The sequence below is a fragment of the Enterococcus sp. AZ128 genome (genome assembly GCF_051714485.1).
In the GTDB taxonomy this organism is placed as follows: Bacteria; Bacillota; Bacilli; order Lactobacillales; family Enterococcaceae; genus Enterococcus_A.
Genome location: NZ_JBIORZ010000001.1, coordinates 1,906,273 through 1,928,596 on the forward strand (window position 1 = coordinate 1,906,273; position 22,324 = coordinate 1,928,596).

General features: G+C 39.8%; 28 protein-coding genes and 1 riboswitch. Of the genes, 1 reads left to right on the forward strand and 27 read right to left on the reverse strand.

The window, feature by feature from the left end; all coding sequences use genetic code 11:
* Positions 1-52: 52 nt before the first annotated feature.
* The 11 genes from eutJ to IGI38_RS09370 form a co-directional block, all read right to left on the reverse strand.
* Complete coding sequence (gene eutJ, locus IGI38_RS09320; RefSeq protein WP_438729099.1) at positions 53-892, reverse strand: ethanolamine utilization protein EutJ; 840 nt, start codon at positions 890-892, stop codon at positions 53-55.
* 15 nt (positions 893-907) lie between these two features.
* Positions 908-1,540, reverse strand: a complete 633-nt coding sequence (gene pduL, locus IGI38_RS09325) for a phosphate propanoyltransferase (protein WP_438729101.1) — start codon at positions 1,538-1,540, stop codon at positions 908-910.
* Positions 1,533-1,817, reverse strand: coding sequence for a BMC domain-containing protein (locus IGI38_RS09330; RefSeq protein ID WP_016181462.1), 285 nt, complete (start codon positions 1,815-1,817; stop codon positions 1,533-1,535). Before IGI38_RS09330 ends, pduL begins: the two co-directional genes overlap by 8 nt.
* Positions 1,818-1,908: 91 nt before the next feature.
* Positions 1,909-2,451 carry a BMC domain-containing protein gene (locus IGI38_RS09335; protein WP_438729103.1) on the reverse strand — a complete coding sequence of 181 codons (543 nt, stop codon included), beginning with the start codon at positions 2,449-2,451 and terminating at the stop codon, positions 1,909-1,911.
* Positions 2,448-2,825: a glycerol dehydratase reactivase beta/small subunit family protein gene (locus IGI38_RS09340; protein WP_438729105.1), complete on the reverse strand. Its 378-nt coding sequence runs from the start codon at positions 2,823-2,825 to the stop codon at positions 2,448-2,450. The genes IGI38_RS09335 and IGI38_RS09340 overlap by 4 nt, the downstream gene beginning before the upstream one ends.
* Positions 2,815-4,650 carry a diol dehydratase reactivase subunit alpha gene (locus tag IGI38_RS09345; protein WP_438729107.1) on the reverse strand — a complete coding sequence of 612 codons (1,836 nt, stop codon included), beginning with the start codon at positions 4,648-4,650 and terminating at the stop codon, positions 2,815-2,817. The genes IGI38_RS09340 and IGI38_RS09345 overlap by 11 nt, the downstream gene beginning before the upstream one ends.
* Positions 4,651-4,688: 38 nt before the next feature.
* Positions 4,689-5,201, reverse strand: a complete 513-nt coding sequence (locus tag IGI38_RS09350) for a diol dehydratase small subunit (RefSeq protein WP_438729109.1) — start codon at positions 5,199-5,201, stop codon at positions 4,689-4,691.
* Between the two features lie 13 nt (positions 5,202-5,214).
* Positions 5,215-5,880, reverse strand: coding sequence for a propanediol/glycerol family dehydratase medium subunit (locus IGI38_RS09355; protein ID WP_438729111.1), 666 nt, complete (start codon positions 5,878-5,880; stop codon positions 5,215-5,217).
* A gap of 294 nt (positions 5,881-6,174) precedes the next feature.
* Positions 6,175-7,836, reverse strand: coding sequence for a propanediol/glycerol family dehydratase large subunit (locus tag IGI38_RS09360; protein ID WP_438729113.1), 1,662 nt, complete (start codon positions 7,834-7,836; stop codon positions 6,175-6,177).
* 19 nt (positions 7,837-7,855) lie between these two features.
* The gene (pduB, locus tag IGI38_RS09365; protein ID WP_438729115.1) at positions 7,856-8,665 is read right to left on the reverse strand and encodes a propanediol utilization microcompartment protein PduB; all 810 of its coding nucleotides are present in this window, start codon (positions 8,663-8,665) and stop codon (positions 7,856-7,858) included.
* Positions 8,666-8,682: 17 nt separating this feature from the next.
* Positions 8,683-8,961 (reverse strand): BMC domain-containing protein, encoded by a 279-nt coding sequence (locus tag IGI38_RS09370; protein WP_438729117.1) that lies wholly within the window; start codon positions 8,959-8,961, stop codon positions 8,683-8,685.
* A 283-nt stretch (positions 8,962-9,244) separates the two neighbouring features.
* Between IGI38_RS09370 and IGI38_RS09375 the strand changes: the two genes are divergently transcribed.
* Complete coding sequence (locus IGI38_RS09375; protein ID WP_438729119.1) at positions 9,245-10,141, forward strand: PocR ligand-binding domain-containing protein; 897 nt, start codon at positions 9,245-9,247, stop codon at positions 10,139-10,141.
* Positions 10,142-10,538: 397 nt separating this feature from the next.
* Positions 10,539-10,701, reverse strand: a riboswitch (cobalamin riboswitch).
* Positions 10,702-10,731: 30 nt separating this feature from the next.
* Here IGI38_RS09375 and IGI38_RS09380 read toward each other — a convergent pair.
* From IGI38_RS09380 to IGI38_RS09455, 16 genes are all read right to left on the reverse strand, one after another.
* A complete protein-coding gene (locus IGI38_RS09380; RefSeq protein WP_438729121.1) occupies positions 10,732-11,172 on the reverse strand; it encodes a EutP/PduV family microcompartment system protein in 441 nt (146 codons plus the stop codon).
* A gap of 3 nt (positions 11,173-11,175) precedes the next feature.
* The gene (locus tag IGI38_RS09385; RefSeq protein WP_438729123.1) at positions 11,176-11,526 is read right to left on the reverse strand and encodes a BMC domain-containing protein; all 351 of its coding nucleotides are present in this window, start codon (positions 11,524-11,526) and stop codon (positions 11,176-11,178) included.
* Positions 11,527-11,662: 136 nt separating this feature from the next.
* Positions 11,663-12,859 (reverse strand): acetate kinase, encoded by a 1,197-nt coding sequence (locus IGI38_RS09390; protein WP_438729125.1) that lies wholly within the window; start codon positions 12,857-12,859, stop codon positions 11,663-11,665.
* 47 nt (positions 12,860-12,906) lie between these two features.
* A complete protein-coding gene (locus tag IGI38_RS09395; protein ID WP_438729127.1) occupies positions 12,907-13,914 on the reverse strand; it encodes a class I SAM-dependent methyltransferase in 1,008 nt (335 codons plus the stop codon).
* 166 nt (positions 13,915-14,080) lie between these two features.
* Positions 14,081-14,482 carry a competence type IV pilus minor pilin ComGG gene (gene comGG / locus IGI38_RS09400; protein ID WP_438729129.1) on the reverse strand — a complete coding sequence of 134 codons (402 nt, stop codon included), beginning with the start codon at positions 14,480-14,482 and terminating at the stop codon, positions 14,081-14,083.
* Positions 14,394-14,816: a competence type IV pilus minor pilin ComGF gene (gene comGF, locus IGI38_RS09405; protein ID WP_438729131.1), complete on the reverse strand. Its 423-nt coding sequence runs from the start codon at positions 14,814-14,816 to the stop codon at positions 14,394-14,396. Before comGF ends, comGG begins: the two co-directional genes overlap by 89 nt.
* A complete protein-coding gene (gene comGE / locus IGI38_RS09410) occupies positions 14,803-15,084 on the reverse strand; it encodes a competence type IV pilus minor pilin ComGE (RefSeq protein ID WP_438729133.1) in 282 nt (93 codons plus the stop codon). Before comGE ends, comGF begins: the two co-directional genes overlap by 14 nt.
* The gene (gene comGD / locus IGI38_RS09415; protein ID WP_438729135.1) at positions 15,062-15,454 is read right to left on the reverse strand and encodes a competence type IV pilus minor pilin ComGD; all 393 of its coding nucleotides are present in this window, start codon (positions 15,452-15,454) and stop codon (positions 15,062-15,064) included. Before comGD ends, comGE begins: the two co-directional genes overlap by 23 nt.
* 40 nt (positions 15,455-15,494) lie before the next feature.
* Positions 15,495-15,770, reverse strand: coding sequence for a competence type IV pilus major pilin ComGC (comGC, locus tag IGI38_RS09420; protein ID WP_438729137.1), 276 nt, complete (start codon positions 15,768-15,770; stop codon positions 15,495-15,497).
* A complete protein-coding gene (comGB, locus tag IGI38_RS09425; protein ID WP_438729139.1) occupies positions 15,767-16,780 on the reverse strand; it encodes a competence type IV pilus assembly protein ComGB in 1,014 nt (337 codons plus the stop codon). The genes comGC and comGB overlap by 4 nt, the downstream gene beginning before the upstream one ends.
* Positions 16,740-17,690 carry an ATPase, T2SS/T4P/T4SS family gene (locus tag IGI38_RS09430; protein ID WP_438729141.1) on the reverse strand — a complete coding sequence of 317 codons (951 nt, stop codon included), beginning with the start codon at positions 17,688-17,690 and terminating at the stop codon, positions 16,740-16,742. The genes comGB and IGI38_RS09430 overlap by 41 nt, the downstream gene beginning before the upstream one ends.
* 97 nt (positions 17,691-17,787) lie before the next feature.
* Complete coding sequence (gene trmB, locus IGI38_RS09435; RefSeq protein WP_438729143.1) at positions 17,788-18,438, reverse strand: tRNA (guanosine(46)-N7)-methyltransferase TrmB; 651 nt, start codon at positions 18,436-18,438, stop codon at positions 17,788-17,790.
* An 85-nt stretch (positions 18,439-18,523) separates the two neighbouring features.
* Positions 18,524-19,306: a phosphotransferase family protein gene (locus IGI38_RS09440; protein ID WP_438729145.1), complete on the reverse strand. Its 783-nt coding sequence runs from the start codon at positions 19,304-19,306 to the stop codon at positions 18,524-18,526.
* A gap of 89 nt (positions 19,307-19,395) precedes the next feature.
* Positions 19,396-20,265 (reverse strand): D-amino-acid transaminase, encoded by an 870-nt coding sequence (dat, locus tag IGI38_RS09445; RefSeq protein ID WP_438729147.1) that lies wholly within the window; start codon positions 20,263-20,265, stop codon positions 19,396-19,398.
* Between the two features lie 3 nt (positions 20,266-20,268).
* On the reverse strand, positions 20,269-21,477 hold the full coding sequence (locus IGI38_RS09450) for an ABC transporter permease (RefSeq protein ID WP_438729149.1): 1,209 nt from the start codon (positions 21,475-21,477) through the stop codon (positions 20,269-20,271).
* Positions 21,470-22,207, reverse strand: coding sequence for an ABC transporter ATP-binding protein (locus IGI38_RS09455; protein WP_438729151.1), 738 nt, complete (start codon positions 22,205-22,207; stop codon positions 21,470-21,472). Before IGI38_RS09455 ends, IGI38_RS09450 begins: the two co-directional genes overlap by 8 nt.
* Positions 22,208-22,324: the final 117 nt, after the last annotated feature.

A 22,324-nucleotide genomic window follows, 5' to 3' on the forward strand; every position in this document is an offset into this window, starting at 1 on the left:
TTATTGCAGATATAGTTGCTGTTCCATTGAAGATTGCCTTGCGTCTGCTCGCTTAATCAACGATCGGAGTGGACGACATCGCAATTCCAATTGGTGTGACAAATTGAGGATATTTTGGTTTATAAACCTTTTGATCCAAATAATTTGAGAATTCTTGTTCAAATTCAGATAGATAAGATGCTCCGCCAACGACATAGATTGGTTCTGTTGGATGCTTACTTAATACATTGGCGGTAATATTTGCCATTCGTTGAATCACTGGGCGGCATATAATAAAATTTTCTCGGTCACGGTCGGGATCTCGTTTGATCAGTTCCGCCTCCTCAATAGAAATTCTACTATTCCCGGCGATTACTAATGTCATATGGGTACCGCCGGTTGGTTCGTCTTCCACAATGATCGGCTGATTATTCTCAAATATACTGATCCCCGTCGTTCCTCCGCCAACGTCCACTACAGCACCCTTGTCTACACTTAAGACTAATGCCGCCGCTGTTGGTTCATCGACTAGTTGATCTGCCAGCATATTCGCACTCTCGATAACATTCGCTACCACTCGCTTGTTGTTTCCTACAGTTCCCGGCGGAATGGCACCTGACGCGGCCTTCAGAGAAAAACCAAGCGCTTCTTCTGCTTGTTCCCGTAAACGATTAACGATTTGAACTGATTTCTGATAATCAACAACCAGCCCATCTCTAATAACATCCGCATACTCAAAAGCACCAAAAATCGGTCGATTATTGCTATCTAAAACAACCAACACGATCGAGGAAGTACCTAAATCGACTCCAACTTTATAGCCATCTTCCGGATCAAAATCCTCCGCTTGCTTTGTGTTCACAAGTTCATGAAAAGATGTTAATAATTGATTGGCTTTCTCGATTGATTCCATACTTCCTCCTTTGGACTATTCTCTAATAATCCGTCCTCGTGTATCTAGCTGAATATCTGCACTATTGGCTTCATCTGTATCTACATGCATTTCTAAAACGAAATTTTTTCCAGGCCGCAATTCAACATCATTAAAAATACAGCGACGCGCTCCTTCAAAAATTTCTACTGAAACCACTTGGCCCTCTTTCAAATTTAAACGTTCCATATCTTGAAAATTCAAATGAATATGTCGTTTTGCTACAATCGCCGCTGGAATCGTCAACTCGGCAGCTTCACTGCGAATCGTGATTTCAACCGCATCATCTAAATGTCCAGATAAGCGAATCGGAGCTTGAATTCCAAGATTTCGAGCATCCGTTTTTGAGATCTCAACTTGCGACTGTTTCCGCAGAGGCCCTAAAATTCGAGCTTTAGTAATCTCGCCCTTTGGCCCAACAAGCGTTACGGTTTGTTTCGAAGCAAATTCTCCAGGTTGTTTAAGTGGTTTCAACGATTCAATCACTTCATTTGGAAATAGAATATCAAAATGTTCTTCCGTTAAATGTATGTGTCGGTTAGAGATGCCGATTGGAAATGTTTCTGCTTGCATCTCCAATAACACTTCACGAACAATTTTTCTAATTTCCTCAATGTTGTAATTACTCATTGCCTACTTTAGGTACTAAAATATCATCCACATCGCGATGCGGTCTTGGGATTACGTGAACGGAAACCACTTCTCCCACTTTTTCAGCAGCTGCACAGCCTGCGTCAACAGCAGCCTTGACTGCACCAACGTCGCCGCGAACCATGACAGTAACAAGTCCTGAACCAATTTTTTCAGTTCCAACTAGCGTTACATTTGCAGCCTTGACCATTGCATCGGCTGCCTCAACGGCACCTACTAATCCTTTTGTCTCGATCATTCCTAATGCATCATTCATGTCTATTCCTCCTATTTCATATCAATGAACTAATTTTCCTAACGTAAAAATTAATTCTTTTTTCAAGCCGTATACCATCTACCATCTGGGACTACTTCTTCTTGGAATCTGAAGTTTTTTTCGATCCTCTAGATGGATTTTTTTTCTTTTTTTGTTCCGTCTTGATTGGTTTTTCTTTAATTGGCTCTTTCTTGATTGCTTCTTCTTTGATATTCTCCGCTTTAGTCGGTTCCTCGATCACTGATTTTTCATCCGTTTTCGATTCTGCTTCAACTTTTCCCGGTGATATTTCTACAGGTTCATTTACCATCGGTGGTGTTTCCTCGACACTTTCAACAGAGTTATCAGAAGCTTTCTGCTCTTTCGCAAAGAAAAACTTTTCTAGATTATTGGCTGGGCGAGGAATAACCAGTGCTGAAAGATACACATTATTTGCGACAGCCTTTGCTTTTCCAGCATCTACCGCTGCCTTCACTGCCCCGACATCACCAGCGACCTTCACAGTCATCCAGCCAAATCCTTTGGCTTTTTCTACACCTAGGAGTTCAACATTTGCTACTTTGACCATCGTATCTGATACTTCAATTGCACTAGCCAGACCTTTTACTTCGACTAAGCCAATTGCTTGATTCATATTTTCACCTCCATAGGATCAATTGATTTGAATGGCACACCCTTTACTAAACGTGCCGCATTCCCGCCAAAGCTTTTTAAAATTAATGGCGGACAAGTTACAACTCGTTGAATCGATTGATAAGGAGTTTCTGGTGCCAAATTTTTGTAATGAAGAGCTACTTCATCATTTACATAACCAATTCCAACGTTAAGCGAAGAAGTATTTGCTGCAACATAGGCAGCTTCTGTCGCTGTTGGAAAATCTTTTTGTTCTAGAGAAAAAGGGATCTTTTCCTCTTCTAAACCATAAAGAACGTATTGGATATCCTCTGCCGAAGCGGTTTTAGAAAAATAGATCAACACCTCTGGACGAACATTAAAATCAAGCTCCATCGAATCCCTCCCTCAAATAGGAAAGAATCAAACCGGTCGCCACAGCATTTCGCGGCCCTTCGATTTGTCGAATATTTCCACGTCCAGCCACTAACCCATAGTGAGAAAGGGCATTAGTTACGATCTGCGGTATCTCAAAATCTAAAGCCGAGCCCCCGACGATCACGACAAATGGAATGTCGCGAATGCTTCCAGTAGGACTCACCCGTCGTAACGCACGCAAGGCATTCGTTACGAAAACACGTTCCTTCGCGGTTTGTCGAACCAACCGAATCTTCTCAATCGAATCATCGCCTGGTATCGGTACATAGCCATCAGGTGTCACTACCACTACTTTTGCAAATAACGCTGGATCTAACGGCTGATCAAAAAATTGAACAGAGCCGTCTTCATGGCGGATGTAAAAAATATTTTCCACTTTAGCTAATGGGTATTTTTTTATATCCTCTGCCAAGTAGACATCTTCCAAGCCTAGTTCCGATTGAATCAGCATCGTTACCATATCTCCTGCACCAGCCAAGTGTGTCGCTACGATTACCTCATCTTTTTTGATGATGGACGCGTCAGTTGATCCCGCACCCAAATCTAAGATTGCTAATGGTGCAGACGTTCCAGGTGTCGTCAGTGCGCCTAAGATCGCGGCCTCAGCTTCAGCACCGCCAATTTCAACCTTGATCCCTAGATCTTGTTGAATTTCATCCGCAATTTTTGACATTTGCAAATGATCTGATTTGACCATCGATGCGATCCCAACAGCTTGTTCCATAGAAAATTCTCCGGCAACCCCGCCTTTGACACTGATGGGTACAAACGTATCGACCGCCAATAAATCTTGAATAAAGATTTGATTGACTGGGCGATCTGTTAGTTCAGCCATCGTCAATCGAACTTTTTCTAACATGCCGCCAACATTCGTACCTGATTCGCCAGTCACATTGTCGATCACTTCGAAAGCCGATACAGTCTCCATAATTTTTTCAGCACCTGCTGAAATACCAACTGTACTGCGGCGATTTCCGCCAGTGACCTCGATTTTCCCAGCAGGAATCGTTCGAGCCTTGACATCACCTTTTGGCGTTTTTATCACGACTGCTGAACGATTTCCTATCAGTGCTCTGGCGACAGGAACAATGTTCTTAGTCGCTTCGGAATCAAGATCAAAGACAGTTGCAATCCCGTACGGATTTGATAATTGTGAGACTCCGCGACCTGTTTCAGCAACTTCGACTGCTGCCAACATATTGACAGGAACCTTATCGATATAAGAAACTTCATCAACGATCGGTATTTTTTTAGTTAAACGATTGTTCACTAAGACTCCGTCGTCTGACTGCATGATTGCCGCATTAATCAAATAGCCATTTGCCACAAAATGATTGATTTGACGAGCGACATCGTCAAAATCAAATGACTTCTCGATGATCAAAATATAGGGAACATCCTTCTCGCCGATTTTATCAAGCTCAGCAAAACGAAGCGTCGTTCCAACGCCAAGGCCTAACCCCCCTGGCGTTTTAGGATTGTGCCCAATCATTGTTGATTCAGTGATGATCGTTTCTGTGATCGTCTCCATCGCAACATCGCCAATAACAGGCGTCGCTTCATTAATCCGAATCAAATCGATTTCTCCGACCTTTAAACGATTTTTTGCACAAGCCTCGTTGATTGCTTTATAGATACCAAATAGATTTTTCTTCGTTCCCTTTATTCCGGTCGTATCCGCAATTGCTGATTCTAGGAATCGGACATGTTGATGGTCATCAATTTCAACCAAAGCAACTTCAGTTGAGGAATTTCCAATATCAATCCCAATTACACGTTTCATCGTTCATTGCTCCTCTTCCTGAATTTCCGAACAAAAAATTAATTATCACCTTTAAGTTTTTTACGTTTTTCATAGTAATCAGCGGCTTCACGGAAATAGTTCGCACTGATTGGCGCATTGTATTTCGTATCCAGCTCACTCGCGATATCTAATAATTCTTGCTTGCTTGAACGGTATGGCCGAAGTGCATTGTACATTTCTAATACGCGGGCATCTGGCACCGCAGTTAATTCGGATGCACGATCAAAGTTTGAAGCGATTGTTTTTCTGCCGGCACTCGTTGCGATTTCTCCCTGTGCTTTCAAAATGCGTGGAGTAATTTTTAAATCGTCAGGTGTCAATGATCCATTTAACACATTTTCTAACGTAATATCATCCAATGTCTTGCCAGTCTTTGTTTTGATCCAGTCTGGATGATTTTTTGCGATTGGATAGTCAGCAACCGTTGCCGCTCCAGCGTTTACTGGATTTTCTGGCGCTACGGTACTTGCTCCGCTATTCATATCTTTTAAGATTCCTCGAACCAAACTTTCTATAGATTGCTCATTCATTCTAGTCACCTCACTATAAAGTTACAGAAATTTCTTCTGCTGGTTTTCCGATTACTACGTGCTTCGTTTCTTTGATGTGGAGTAGGGCTGACAAAGCTTGATACTTTGGCCGAGCCATTTGATCATTCATCATCGGTACTGGATTTGGTGATTCACCCTTAGCATATTTCGCAGCATTCTTCCCAATCGCGCGATACGTTTCTAACGTAATCAGCGGAGCTTGCGGGAATAGCTCTAGATTTGACAACGGTTGCAAATCCTTTTGATGAATGATTGCTGTGCCTTTTGATTGGATCGACACACAAACACCTGAACCTGATAACCTATCTCCTTCGACACCAGCAAAGGCAACATCAGACGTACGATAAACTTTAACAACCCGCGCTTTTAATCCTTCTTCTTCAATACCGGCAACCACTTGTTTTAGAATTTCTTTATGAGGAACGCCGATAATATTGGTTGTTTGCGAATCCGCAAAAGCAGGAGCCACCGCTATAACTACTTCATCCTGAGAATTTCCCGGCTGCGCAACACCGACAGATTTAAACCAGTCAGATGAAGTCGCAGATTCTGTCTTCGCTTGTTCAAAGGCAACAGGCTGGTCTCCAGTATTCGATTCCATCTCAGTAAGGACTTCTTTAATAATGGAGCGCAAAAGATTTTCATTCAGTTCTGTCATTTTTAATCCTCCTATTTCATATTAAGGAATTAATTTTTCTAACGTAAAAATTAGTCTTATTTTCTCGCCGTATATCATTCCACTAGCTTCTTAAAAATTGATAGTCGTTCTCTTTGATACCATTATTGGTCTTTTTATCAAACTGCGAAAAGTGGAACTGACATCCTATTTCATATTAAGGAATTAATTTTTTCGTTGTTTATCATTCCGCGTTAGTTTCAAAATCGTATGATGCTTTGATTTACCATCCATATCCTTCCACTTGTCACACAGTGAAAAGCGGCTTTGATAGTCTTAAATATCTTTCGGATTGATGGCTTTAGGAATAGCTTTTACTTTTTCCCACTCTGCGCCGTCTAGACGGTAACCAGTTCCTGGTCCAGCGTAATCATTCTTATCATTGACTGCTGAAATTACGTTCCAATCCGCATCAAAGATTGAAGAGGTTTGCAAGAAGTCTCCAGCTACACGTTGTTTTAAGAGATTAAGCAAGCTGGTTGCTACATCTTCGAAACCACTTTCGGATAAGCCTTTTACCAGATCCAATCCAGTCATTCCTTGAGTTAGCAGCTCTTGAGCAGCTTTGATGTCTTGAACCATGTCACGTTCAGGCATGTCTTGCGAACCGCGCGCATAAGTTGCCGCTTCAATTTCTTCATCAGTAATCGTAGGCAAGCCCAATTTTTCGAACAATCCTTGTAAGGCTCTCGCTGCTTTATTTCTAACAGCAACAACATCTTCCTCACTAACTGGACGTAATCCGCCATCAACTCTCAAGTCACGTTGAATAATATTGTAGTCATCAAAATCATCTGCATCGAAGTTAGAACCAGCAAACATATTGTCATAGTTTGGTGTTGCTGAATAACCTGATGAAATGAAATCTGTACCCGGTAAGAATTGCATCAACAAGCGAGCAGTTCTACGAATATCTGAATGAGAGAAGGTTTGGTCATTTCCTGAAGCCACTTCAAGGTCAAGCAGCATTGCAATCAAATTTTCTGCTAAAATAGCTCGAATTCCTGAAGGAACTGCCCCCGGAACACCGATACAGCTGATTGAACCATTCTGTAACCCTTGAACCCCCGCTGCTTTTGTTAAATAGATACAACGTGTTTCAAGATAAAGCATTGATTTTCCTTCTGCATAACCCATCTGTACTTCTGATCCAGTTCCCGAAGTAAAGCGCATTTTCAATCCGCGAGAGGCATAACAAGAAGCTAAGAATCCTTTAGACCAAGGTGTATCATCCCCATCAGTAAACACTTGCTCAGTCCCATAGACAGAAATTGTTTCAGCATAAGCTGTAAATCCGCGCATTCCTAAATCAAGCTCTGTTGCTTCTTCTAATGAACATTGAGTCAATACGCCTGGACGCCCTGTTTGCGAACCAACCATGATTGCAACCGCGTTGAATGGTGCATAACGTGCTACGGCAACCGTCGTTTCTTGTTCATCAAATCCTCGCAAAGCACCTTCAGCCGCATCTGCTGCGATCTGAACAGGATTATCACGAACGTTTGTTACGTGAGATTGGGTTGTAGGACGACGACGAGCCCGCATTTTTTGAACGGCCATCATCATTTCAACAACGTTCATATACCCAACGACTTCATTCAATTTCCCTGGTGTAGCAGCCGTTGTTAATTGAACGATTTCTTCTCGCGAAATATTTGGATCAACAATTTTATTGGCTAATTCCTTCGATGGAATAGCCATTACTTCTTCTGTACGAGTCAAATCAATTCCGTATTGAGCGATATAAGAATCGATCAAGTCAAAATCGGCTTTGTCTTTTCCATCAAGTTCGACCACTTCACCGTTGGCGATCTTGATGCTTGGTTTAGGGTCATTGGGACTTTGCATCGCAATTAGTCCTTCTTCTACCCATTCATCTACGAAACCATCTTGATTGACCGGTCTTTTTTCTAATTCTTCAAATCGTTTTGATTTCATCTATTTTTCACTCCCACTCTTAAATGTATGATGGTTGATCATTTTTAGGCGTGCTTCCCATTGTACCCAATAATTGGCAACCAATATCGCGCGCTGAAATGATCGCTTGACGAACAGCTCCAGAATCGCCAGTAATTGTCATCGTTACCTCGTTTGAGAAACTTTGACCATTTTGCGGTGTTGCGTAAGAAACTACATCTACATTTGCTGATTTTAGCGCTGTATCAGCCATTACAACCCCAATCGCAGCAGGAGCGCCCACTAGAATACCGAAGGCTTTTCCGACTGGAGCACCAAATACTTTATTGCAGGCATAACTAGCACGTGCTGTATATTGGCACTCGATATGCCCAGCTTCATTTCCGTATACATCGCCAAACGTACGAGTATCAACTTCCTTCAAGGTAACCTCTACCGCACGTTTCACATCAGATACGTCATCGCCGCCAAAAATCACGATCGATCCATGACCAGCTCCGCCTTTCGTATCACGAGGCATTTCGATTAAGATAACTTCAGTGTTTGTCGCTTTAACCGCTTCATCAGCAGCCATAATATGAGGTCCAGCACCAGTACGGGCACCAACAATTCCGATTGAACGGTATTTTTTCTCTAATTTCATCGTTTCTAATAAAGATGAATCTACGTTTGCGATTACTAAGCCAATCGTATCTCCAAACTCTGTAGCTCCTACAAATTCAGTCAATGCACATTGCTTTTCAATCATTTTTTGATCTCCTCCATTAGTTATTTTCGGCTCGTCTTTCGTCTCCATTTTTGCGAGCACGCGCTTCATGATTTCTTCAATCTTTTGATCTGTGTTTGCCATCAGCTATCCCACCCTTTCTACTCTGACTTAGGGAGCAAGCCTTCAACTTCAGTATGTGGCCGTGGAATAACATAATTAGAAACAACTTCTCCTACCGCGTTGGCCGCAGAAACCCCTGCATCAACTGCTGCTTTGACTGCACCTACATCTCCTCGTACCATTACAGTGACTAATCCAGAACCAATTTTTTCCGTTCCAACTAAGGAAACATTTGCAGCTTTTACCATTGCGTCAGCTGCTTCAATAGCACCAATCAATCCCCTAGTTTCAATCATTCCTAACGCTTCCTGTTGCATAAAACATTCCTCCTAATTATTTTGATAGCACTTACATTTCTAATGATAAACAAAAAAGATAGAACAAATTTGTCCTATCTTTTGGTTCATTTATTTACATTATGAATATTTTGTTGTCACATTATGTCAAGACAACGCCAAATAAGCTTCAATCAAGTGTCGATTAAGCTCAATAAATAGTAATATTTTGTCTTCTGCTGGTCAAAATAATGTTATTGGTCTAAACAAGATTTAAAAAAAATTTTGGTTCTGGTAAAATGATAAGTGATTAGGAGGCGCTTACATGGAGAATACCAGTACAATGAACTTGGAAAGTTCCTTACAACTTTCCAAAACAATTCAAGATTTTGCTCTTGCTGCTGATTTTGGCTCAGTTCTTGTTGATATACATGGAAAGGAAACTTCCGACCTGTATAACTTTTCCCCGTTTTGTCAGCTCATGCGTTCCACCCCAGAATTTAAGTCTCTTTGCCAAAAATGTGATGCCTTTGGAGGTTTAGAAGCCTCAAAAAATGGGAACCCTTGCATTTATCGTTGTCACGCCGGACTCACAGATATTTCATTACCTATTATTCGCAATAATCAATTAATTGGATTTGCATTATTTGGCCAAGTGGAAATGAATAACGAATCTGAAAATTCATTTACCCGAATCCACCCGATTGTCACCCATTGGGAATCTTCGCCTGAATTGAGGCAAGCTCGAAAAAAGATTAAGACCGTTAGTAATACTCAAATAGAATCTGCCGCAGCTCTACTCAAGACGATTGGCGACTATCATTTTAATGACGACGACCCACGTGATCAAATTAAATTTAACTTTCATCCGAATAAAAAAGAAAACAAAAATTCAATAAACTCAAAAAATGATGAAATCCGTAAAGCTATTTCTTATATCGATACCAATTTAACGACGAATTTGACCTTGGAAGATGTGGCTAATCATGTTTATTTAAGCCAATTCTATTTCAGCCGTTTGTTCAAAAAGGAAATCGGTGTTAGCTTTATCACCTATTTGAATCAGCAAAGAATCGAACAAGCAAAAGTTCTTTTGTCTCAATCGAATTTAAGCATCAAATCCATTTCACAAAATATTGGGTATTCCCAAACAAGCTATTTCTGCAAAATATTCAAAGAGCTTGTTGGTATGACCCCAGTCAATTACCGGAAAATCAAATAATTTATATGAAACAGCCGTCATTCGGCTGTTTTTTTTCGAGTTCTGCTTTTCGCAGTATAAAACGACTAATCTGAAGAAAACAGTACTAAGTAAATTATTAACAGTAAAGTTTAGCAGAATCGTACACGTACTTTAGAAAAAGTGTTTCTTTATTTAGGAGCTATCTCAATTTAATGGAAATTGATTTTTCAAAAAGCGGGAAAAATGAGCTTATCTTCGTTCGCATACGATTCCACTAGCATCATTATCCGCAATTCATTCTAAATCAATGATTTCTTTTTTCGCTATACAAGCTACAAAAAGTGGAACTCGCAAAAAAAGGTGAGGTGTCTGGAAGACACCTCACCAAATAAACGTCGCTTTGACTATTTCTATGGTGAAATAATTCTCCCAATACAATTATCTCAGCAAAAGGGCAGGTATCCTGACTTCGCTTCATCCTCCATCTCGCCTTCCCGAAAGTGGCTTATTGAGATTTTGTCAGCTTATACAGTAGAAAGGGTCTGTCAAGGATTCACACCTTGTTCCCTACTCCAAATGCTCTTATTCAATTATTTATGCATCCATAATAACTCAGAATGTAATCGTTGTCAAAATTCATCCGTTACTAAAAAATCTTTTAATCCTGAAATTCCTTCTTGATTCATAGTAGACAACGAAAAAACTTCTCTAGCTCCTGCTAAACGCAATCTTTTTTGTGCCAAGTCATAGTCCGCCTGACTATGCTCCAAATCAGTTTTTGTGATGATCCCAATCATCGGTTTTGTAAAGCGCGAAGAAAAACAGGGCGGAAAATAATTTTGCTTACTCGTAATACTTTGAACGATGGCGATGCAATCCGCACCGACAGCCGAACTGACTAACGCATTATAGTAGAAACGATTCTCCATGAATTCGCCAGGTGTATCAATCACATTCTCTGTAAAATAAACCTGCTGTGTTTTATGATACCTAATTTCCCAATCATTCAGAAGCTGCATCAACGTCGTTTTCCCTGATCCAGTTTCACCAATAAAAATGATTCGTTTCATACACTAAGTCCTAGTGATTTCAGCAACATCGAAATCCAAAATAGCTGCAAGAGAATTGGTTACCTGCTTTAATGCAAACTCTACTGACGATACTTCACCGATAATCACCACTGCTCCACTAAAACGATCCATAAAACCAATCGACACATTTCCCGATTTTTTGGCAATATCCGCACCAATAATCGACGCTTCACTCGGGGTAATCGTCAAAATCCCTATCGCATCACCAGTATGTTCAAGACCAAGTTTTTCGAAGACTTCTTGATTGGCATGGGGAATCAAATGAGCAAGTGTGACCTGTTTCCCCGGAACGTATTCTTGAATGGAACGTTCGATCTCTCTTTTTTCACTCATAACAGTCACTCTCGCTTTCATAAAAAAGTTTAGCACAAAAAAATAGCATAGTTTTGTTCTTATACAACAAAATTATGCTTTAAGATTTTTTTAGATAAAAAGGCCTCCGCTATTTTTTGCGAAGGCCTTCAATAATTTATTTACTTAAACGCTCAACATCGCGAGCAATCATTACTTCCTCATCCGTTGGAATCACGTAAACTTTCACACGAGAATTCTCAGTTGAAAGCTCTGCTTCTTTTCCGTGGATGCTCTTATTGATTTCTTCATCGATTTCAATCCCAAACCAAGTCAGGTTTTCTAAAACCATCCGGCGAACTGGATCTGCATTTTCACCCACACCCGCAGTGAAGACAATCGCATCTACACCATTCATCACTGAAATGTATTGAGCAATATATTTACGAATACGGTCACAATAAATATCCAAAGCTAAAATAGCTTCTTCATTACCTTCGTCAGCGCCATTTTCGATGTCACGCATGTCGCTTGAAATGCCAGTTAGGCCCAAGACACCTGATTTTTTATTTAACACATCAATCATTTCATTGATATCTTTGATTCCTGCTTTTTCCATTAGGTATGGAAGCAATGACGCATCGATATCGCCAGCACGTGTTCCCATAGTCAAACCAGCTAATGGTGTGAAGCCCATGGATGTATCAACTGATTTTCCACCTTCAACAGCAGTAACTGATCCGCCATTTCCGATGTGAGCAGTAATGATTTTTGTTTCTTCAATTGGCTTGCCAAGTAATTCAGCCGCACGTTCCGAAACATAACGATGACTAGTTCCATGGAAGCCATACTTACGAGCTGCATATTTTTCGTAGTACTCTTTGGGGATACTATATAAATAGTTTACAGCTGGCATCGTTGCATGGAAAGAAGTATCAAAAACAGCCGCACTCGTAACATTTGGTAAAATATGGCGGAAAGCTTTGATTCCCATCGCATTCGCTGGATTGTGCAATGGTGCAAATTCACTTAGCTCTTCAATTTTTGCTAAGACATCATCGTCGATCAAAACAGAATCTTTAAAGTATTCGCCGCCAGCTACTACACGATGGCCAACACCAGTGATTTCATCAAATGACGCAATGATTTTTAGTTCAATCAATTGATCTAGTAACATTTGAACCGCTACTTCATGATCTTTGATATCTAAAATCTGTTCAAATTTTTGTCCATCGCCATATTTGATAGTGAAGATAGAATCATTAATCCCGATTCGTTCAACGATTCCTTTTGCGATTACTGATTCTTCAGGCATTTGATAAAGTTGCCATTTTAAACTTGAACTACCTGCATTGATTGCAATTGTTTTTGACATTTTAACTCTCCTTTATAATTGAAATGCTTTTCGCTCATTTGAGCAGTTTATAAATTAGAAGACTTCCAGTCCTCGAATTTTTTGAAGAACTCTGTTACTTGAGTCGGGTCCTTTAATGATGGTAAATGAACGAGTAAAACTTTTTCGGCTTGTTCAGCCGTCTCGCCTTTTTTCTGCAGCAATAAAATACTTTTACGAGAATGTTCTGATTTGAATAGTTCATCGGGCAATTGAATGATTCCTTGCAGCAGTACTTCATTCTTCAGCCATTTTTGCAACAACGGTCCCTGTTCCATTTCAAGAAAATTACTTGGTACTAAGAATAAGCCAAAGCCGTCTGGCTTCACATAATTCATTGCTTGTTCCATCAATAGATGGTGAGCATAGCTGTGTTCTTTTTCAGAATGGGTCGCAAACTTCTCAGCTTGCTGATCATTTGGATAAAAACCGACAGGCAGATCGCCGATTACATAATCGGCAGGATCTACTAATAAGTCCTGCAGACTATCTTGGTGGAACAGTTTTATTTTTTCATCCATTAACAGACTATTCGAGGCAGCAATTGCCAGTAACGTCTCGTCATTGTCCACGCCGATTCCTTTAACCGAATACTTTGCAGCTTGTAAATTTATTACTGTCGTCAGCAATAAATTCCCCATGCCAACAGTAATATCCAAAATTTCTAGCGGTTGATCTTTCCTCAGCGTTAATTGTTCGATCAAAAAGACAAATAAAAAGCCAATACTATCAGGCGTCAATTGATGATTGGGCTGTAAACTTTCGGTTTTTGATCCTTTAAGTAAAACTAGCTGTGTTAGTTTGCGCCAGTCCTCTTTCTCTAACTCTAACCCTAATAATTCTTGATAAAGCGCCTCTACTCTTGCTACAGTGGCTTCATTCGGTTGTTGATCAAGCACACGTACTTTTGCATTGTCAACTAAGTTCTCCGTATTTTCGATGTAAGCGTCAAAAAAAGAAGTTCCTAGTGAACGCTGCAATACGATGATCGCTTCTTCCATTAAAGAAAAAGCCGTTTCAATTTTTTCTGGATTCATCTTGCACCTCACTAACTAATGTAACACTCACGATACCTGTTCTATTTTAGCGAACATGTTCCAATTAATCAATCGCTTTCTTTCTTTTATTATTGAATTTCTAATTCAATGTAAAAGTATCTTTTACAATAAAACAGCCTATATTTGCTTGATCCTACGAGCTATATCAATCGGAGGCATTTGATGTGCTACTTTTTTCATAAAAATGATATGTTTTCTTTTTAATTTTCACAATGATCTTCACTCGATCCTGCTCTTTTTCATAAGTTATCTCACCCTCATTAAATTCCCACGTCCCTTTTTTATCGTTCAAACTGGGATAATCGGCTAAAAAAAGTTCTTTGGCAATTTTAGCCTGATACAATTGCTCCGTACGCGTTACTAAATCAGCGGTTTGATGATAACTTATCGTTAACTTCAATAATAAAAAGCTAAACAAAAAAATAGCCATAAGTACGGAAAGCAGCACTCCGCCTCGGCTATTTAAAGATCCATGTTCCTCTTTTCTGTTTTCCGTCAGTGAACGTAACAACAAAATCCACCCCATGATTTTTCTCTTGGCAAACAAATCGATCCACTCCTGTCAATAATGGTTGGTTTCCGCCAGATTGTCTTTTGATGATTTTCCTATTTACTTTTAGTATGACCAAAGGAACCATTTTACCTTTATCCTCTATTTTAGTAGAAATTTCATTTTGCGCTGTAGCTATATATTCTACATCGTCTAATTCATTGTCTAACTGTAACAAAAATATTTCCCACTCCAGCTGATGATATCCACTCAACACCTGCTCCATTTTATGTGCATGTTGAATTAATCCTGACAGCAGCAAAAGGATTCCACTAAGCATTAAGAGAGCAACTAAACTTTCTAGCAAAGTAAACCCTTTACTTTTTAACAATCAGAATTCCTCCTTGTTGATTTGAAGCAACACCTTGTTCTAAAGAAATTTCAATCTGCGGTTTTTCTGATTGAACGGAATGCAAGCGACAGCGACGAGTTTCATTATAGAGGTCGCGATAATTTGTAAGATTACTTAAACGTTGCTGGCTCTCCTGCTGCATCTTGACTGTTACCTCTATATAACTCGAGACAATAATCACCAAAATTGCGAGGCAAATTAAACTCTCTAATAAGATATATCCCTTATTTTCTTTCAAAACGACCACTTCCCATTTGAAATTGATAGGTGACTCGATTATCATCACTAAAAATAATTTTGGGAATATTTCCATTTCCCGGCTGATCCGTAGAAATATTCCCTTTTCCTGCGCTGAAAGAAATACTGCCTTTGCTTTCCAAACGAATAGATTGCGGAACGCTGAGCTGCTTCCAAGGCAACTCAGTATGAATCGTAGAAAAAACAATAATCTGTTTATTTTCATGCAGTTCAATACGAGTGCCGCAATAATCAGCAATAGCCACTTGTTGCAAATGTAAAATCGACTTTTCAAATTGATAATAGAAAAAATTTTTTTCTAATTGCTGCTGCCACCTTTTTAATGCAATCGTAGGCAGTAAGACAAAACTACAAACCAACACTAATACGATTAATGTCTAAATCAGAGTAAAACCTGCATTATTCTTTACCTTTGTTTCGTTCATAGGCTTCATATTGTTTCTCCTTGACATAGCCTTGATCAATCAACTCTTGTTTACTCGGCGTTCTGCCTTGGTCCAATTCAAATACTTCGATTTGCGTCTCAACAACTTTTGCAATAGCCGCATCGCTCTTTTTACTGGCACTGTCTTTTTGATTAATCAACTTAGGAACGAACAGCAGCAACAACAAACTGATAACGAATAAAACAACTAACATTTCTAACAATGTAAAACCAGATACTTTCTTTTTCACAAGATTCCCTCCATATTTGTTAAAGGCAGAAGCATCGTTAAATACAAACTGACAATCAAAAGCGCCACGATCAAGAAAACGAGAGGTTGCAGCCACGAACATAAAAACTCCAATTGATTAAAAAATCGACGCCAAACTAATTGGCTATAGGTTAATAATTCTTTAGCTAAATTTCCGCGGGCTTCTCCTTGAAAAACAATTCGGCTAAATTCTTTCGTTAGAAAAGGATATCTCTTCAATTCTTCTGCTAAGGTATTGCCTTGTGACAAACGAACTTTTAGATCCGCAGCCAACTCCTGCATTAAAGATTTTCCATCAATCACTAATAAGCATTCTATAATTTGATGCAATTCCAAGCCCTGCTGAAAAAGTTTTCCCCACTCTAGAGCAAAATAAGCAGAATAATAATTACTAAATAATGTCCCAACCAACGGGATCTTCGCTAAGTAGCGAAAGCGAACCAAATAGGTGTGATGCTTGCCAAAATTTCGCCAGCATAAAAGGACTATTAGTAAAAAAAGGATCGCTCCTAACCCAATAATCGGCACCGATTTGATCAACTGGACGGATAAGTCCTCGTCGCGAATCATTCCACTGGCTAATAATTGCGGTAATAGAAAAAAACGCATACCTAATAAAATCACGATCAAAAAAACTAACAAGAGAAGTGGATAAGAAACTGCTTTAAGGAAATTTTCTCTTTGTCGCTGAACTAATCTCATTTGTTCTGCAATCCCCAATAATGTTTGGGCCAGATCTCCATGCGATTCAGCCAATTCGATTTGCAAGATTTGATCATTCGAGTAATTCAATTGTGCGAAACTTGCGGCCAAACTTTGTCCCTGATGAAGTTCACGTTGGACATTGTCTATAATAATTGGCACAAAGAGATTCGCATTGATAAAGAAATCAAAAGCCTGCTGCAGGCTAAATCCATTCTCCAACAGCTCCCCCAATAAATGAACAAAATCAATTCGCTGTCTTCTGGTTAATTTTGTTTTGCTCCACACGCTCAAGTCCTTCTTTCCAAGTAAACAGCAAATCATCTTGATAAAACCGATAACTCGTTAACAACCCGATCGTCTCATCTATCGGCATAAGCTCTTGATAAATGATTCCCTGCAAACATTCTTTAAGTAATGACGCCTCGCCGCCCAATTCAAAAACTCTTGCATGGGCAGATTCTAAGCTGGCAGCATGCAATGTCGCGTAAACACAATGACCCGTCAATGCCGCTCTGATTGCCCCCTGAATAGTTTTTTTGTCACGAACCTCCCCAATGATCAAAACATCGGGATGATGTCGTAGAGATAATTTGATTAATTCATCATAACTTTGATAGATTTTTTCATTTACTTGCAATTGTAAAAATCCAGGTTCTTCAATTTCCACCGGGTCCTCCACCGTCAGTACTTGACCATCTGCTTCACGCGCCAACTTATACATCAAAGTCGTTTTACCTGAGCCTACAGGACCGCAAAATAAGTAAAGTCCTCGCCTTTTGCTTTGCTTCTGAAGTATGCCCAACTGTTCTGGCAAATGATAAACCTCCGGACTCCGCCCAAATTGATGTAAAAAGCGAATAACTAGACTTTCTCTCTGTAAATAATCACCTACAGTGGACAGTCTCAACCTTTGTTCTCCATGAGGTAAGGAGTAGGAGATCGCACCCAATTGCGCTTTTCGTTTTTCGCTAACGTCCATTTGACCCAGATACTTAAAACGATTGATCAGCTGCAAGGCTGTAACCACACACAATTCATTTTTTTTATAGGATAGATTTGAGTTTTCGCGCTCGTAGAAAGGGCCCCGTCGAAAAAAGTAGCGGTACTTTTCTCCCTGAGGTAATAAATATAAATCTTGCATCTGATGTTCGAAGCCGTATTGAATCAATTCGTCTGAAAGCTTTTCGATCTCCATTCCTTTCACCTCAAGAATAATATACGTAAAAAAATTTATCGGCTTTAAAAAAAAGAAGATGAACCAAAAAAAGTCCATCCTCGCTTAGTGCATATATTTATTTTGTCTTATCTTGGAAACGTGCTTCTACTCGATAGATACGTTGACCTTTATTCGAAAATTTTTCTTCGTATTCAGTCATGATATTTCCTTCGTAAATGCTCTCATGTAAATCTAACCACACTTGTTCGAGTGTCATACCATATTTTGAAAAACTACTCAAAGAATACTCGAACAACCCTTGGTTATCAGTTTTAAAATGAATCTCACCAGCAGGTCGCAAAATTTCTTCATCTACTGCTAAAAAACTTGGCGATGTTAAACGGCGTTTCTCATGTTTCTTTTTCGGCCATGGATCAGAAAAGTTCAGATAAATTTGATCGATTTCACTGTCAGCAAAATAATTTGTCAATTCTGAACCATCTACATGCAATAACTGTAGATTCGGCAATGCCGCTTCAACAAGCTTATCCAACGCAAGCGAGATCACGCTAACTTGCATCTCTACACCAATATAATTGATCTCTGGATGAGCGGCAGCCATTCCTATAATGAACTGACCTTTTCCCATACCAATTTCAATATGAATTGGGTGATCGTTTCCGAAGCGCTCAGACCAACGGCCTTTCCATGCTTCAGGATCTTGTACTACATATTCGGGTCGAGCCGCCAGCATTTCTGCTGCGCCTGGACGATTTCTTACTCGCATTTTTTTCCTCCAAAAAAAATCTATATTTCTTATTATTTTGATTTCATTAAGCATAACTAGCAAAAAAGAAAACTGAACGAAACGTTCAGCTTCCAGCAAAAATTCGTTTTAATTGTAAAATTGATTGGTTCATATGATGGTACTCTTTACGTTTGTATTGACGAGCAATCTCTAAAAGCAAACTCATCAAACCATACCAATAAATTCGTTCCATATTTTCATCCGTTGGTCGAATACCGTAACGTACAAGCCATTTGCTCCAGCTGGACAGCGGAACGTAATTGCCCAAAATTGTTCCGATATCTAACGCAGGATCAGCGAACATGACTGAGTCCCAATCGACTAGATATAAATAGTTAGAACACACCAGCCAGTTTCGATGATTCACATCGCCATGTACGACAGTGTAATTTTTCTTAGCATACGTTGGAATATTCTTTTTCAAATAATCGTAGACTAATTCAATAAAACCATTCTGTTCAATCATCGTTGGCAAATTTGCTTCATAGTCTGCCAAGAGTTGTTGCGGAGAAACTTGACGTCCTCCCATTTTCTTCAACATCACTTTCAATGAAGGTGAGTGATGAAGATGGTATAAAACATCCACTACATCGTTGCGACGAGGAATTTCTTCTGGTTCGAGTATTCGACCATCCAACCATTCTTGCGCAGTCAACGTGTCACCATTCCCTGTCCGTTTGATCCAGACAAGCTTTGGCGCGATTCCTTCACGGGATAAGGCTGCCAACATTGGAGTGGTATTTCGTTTAATGAAGACGCGATCTTCGTCACGATAGCCGATATACGTTTTTCCCGTATCGCCTTTGATCGGCTGCACACGCCAGTCACTATCCAACTGAAACTCCATTCCCAAGGCCCTCCCCTAGCATTTTAAACGTATTTACTATTTTAGTCGGGGAAAGGCACTTCGTCAAGAGCATATATGTTCTTCTTTGATTATTTTTCATCGCGATGCGCTTGAACGGATAAATTCACTGATTCAATATAGGCATTGAGAACTTTTTTTGTAATTTTACCGGGCATTCCATCACCGATTTTTTGGTCATCAATCTCAATAATCGGCATGATTTCCACTACTGAGCTAGTTTTGAAACATTCGTCCGCTGCTAAAAGTTCTTTTTCAGTAAATACTTCTTCCCGCAATTCAATTCCTAGAGCTTTTGATATTTCGCGAATTTTTATTTTCGCAATCCCTGGTAGTACCAAATTCCCATCAGGATGAGTATAAATTACATCATCCTTCACCATCCAAAGATTCGAAGCAGATGCCTCAGTCACATTGCCATCACGAACCAAAACAGCTTCATCGTATCCTTTTTGTTGTGCTTCATCTAACGCCATAATATTTCCTAAAAGGCTGATAGATTTAATATCGCAATGCAACCAGCGTTTATCCTCTACAAAACCAGCGCGAATACCAATGTTTTGTTTAGCACTCGGCCGGGAAGCAGGTTGGATGTCTGCCATTAATACTGGCTGGACCTCTTTTGGATTTGGAAAATTATGCAGACGCGGTTTCGCTGTTCCACGAGTGACTTGGAAATATACACGTGCATTTTCTAGCCCCACTTCATCGGCCAAACGATGTAGACGCTGACTTAATTCTTCTCTTGTAAAAGGCAGGGGCATGCGGATTTTTTCTGCACTGACCCATAAGCGATCCAAGTGTTCTTTTTCCATATACATGTAGCCATCATAGATACGGATCACTTCATAAATACCGTCTCCAAATTGATACCCGCGATCCTCAAGATCGATCTTCACTTCTGATTCATCTACGATTTTTTCATTCCATAATACTTTCATTCACTAAACCTCCATTTTCTTTACTCTTGCTGGGAGATAGAACCAAGCAAACAAGCCGATTTCGATTAAAAGTAACACAAGTAATACTAAACTTTCAACGATTGACAAATGCACCAGAATGCACAAAGTAAAAATAACTGCCGCAGCAAACAACAGAATGACCATTAACCGTTGCAAAGCGGCTTTCTTATATTTCGTTGCCACTGGGTAAAGCTGTGTTGCACTAATGTAATCAAACTGATGGTATAGAGGAATCATTTGAAACCCGATTAGATAAATAAACAGCAAACTTACTCCGAGTACAAAACGAAAGTCATTCAACGAAAATAATAATACACCGCCAACAATCAATAAGCGGAAAAGTAATCCACCAAACTCAGCACCTCGCAGGGCACCTCGAGCAAATAAATAGAGATACGTATTTTCTTGTTTAAAAGAAATCCTTGCCAACAGACCATCCAAATATTTCCGGCGACGCACTTTCGCTTCAACCTCAGGCACATCTGTAAATAAATTAATGAACTGATAAATACGATGCAGTCGAGCGTTTTCACGGTCGATCATTTTGCTCCAATCTAACAGGCGATCCTTTTCCTGCGTCAATGAAATAAATCCAAAGGTTAGTGCTAAAGAAAGCACCGTACCGATCCAAGCGACTCCATACAAACTGACAAAGATCACCGCTCCGCTGCTGATGAACCATAATGCAAATAACCGTTGCGATTGTTCAGTTGTTTTCTGATAGCATGCCAATCGCTGCAATCGCAGATGAGAAATTTTCATTCCCCAGAGCATTACTAGATAGAAGAAAAAATTTGTAAAACTGCTTTGCTTAGCTAAAACGACTAACGGCAATAAAGCTCCGCAAATGAGCAATTCCACAACAAACGGAAATGCTAACGAGTGACGTAAGCCGCGAGATAAATAGTTTCCCATCTCTTTTTCTTTTGGCAGCAAGAATGTCATGTCTGCAGGTTCGACTAATGTCGCTAATTTACCAAATGGCAAGACAACCCACCATGCAATACCCACGATCGGCAAGCTCCAAGGAAAATCTGGCGGCAATTGTTTTAACAAATTCGAATAGTAAAAGGCTAGACCGCCGACTAAAAACAAGCACACCAAGACAAAATGATCATTCAACACATAACGCATGTACTTCATCATTTTTTTCTGATGGCGTTGTCGCCTTAATAGAAAAAAATCATGCATGTTCTTTCTCCTTTGTCAGCGCGATATAAATCTCATCCAAAGAAGAGCCGGGTAGATTAAATTCCGTTTGCAACTCCTGCAAAGTTCCCTGTGCTCTTACTTCTCCTTCATGCAGGACGATAAATCGATCGCAATATTTTTCCGCTGTCGCCAAAATATGAGTGGACATCAAAATTGCTGCCCCATGCTCTTTCATGGTCACCATCAACTCCAATAAAGCATTAATAGCTAATGGATCCAAACCAAGAAAAGGTTCATCAATGATGTACAAACTTGGCTGAATTAAAAATGCACATAAAACCATCACCTTTTGTTTCATTCCTTTAGAAAAATTCACTGGAAACCAATCCAACCGATTTTCTAATCGAAATGTGTTTAATAGCGATTCAGCCCGCTGCATCGCTTCCTCTTTTGGAATACCATACGCCATTGCCGTCACTTCAATATGTTCTCGTAAAGTTAACTCTTCATATAATGAGGGTGTTTCTGGTATGTATCCGATCCGTTTCCGATAATTCTCTGGATCCTGCTGCAACGTTAGTTCGTCAACAGTGATTTTGCCTTTTTGCGGCGTCAACAAACCGATAATGTTCTTGATCGTGGTGGATTTACCTGCACCATTTAAGCCAATTAGGCCAATCATTTCTCCATTTTGGACTTCAAAACTAATATCTTTTAAAACAGGCAAATGCCCATATCCGCCTGTAACATGCTGAATTGCTAAGCTCATCTTTTTCCCTCCAATTTCTTAGTTAGTATTATAGCAGAATCCTACACATATTTAATCTTCTACTGACCTTTTCCAGCACAAGTATAACAAGTTATGGTAAAGTAAAAGAAGAATTTA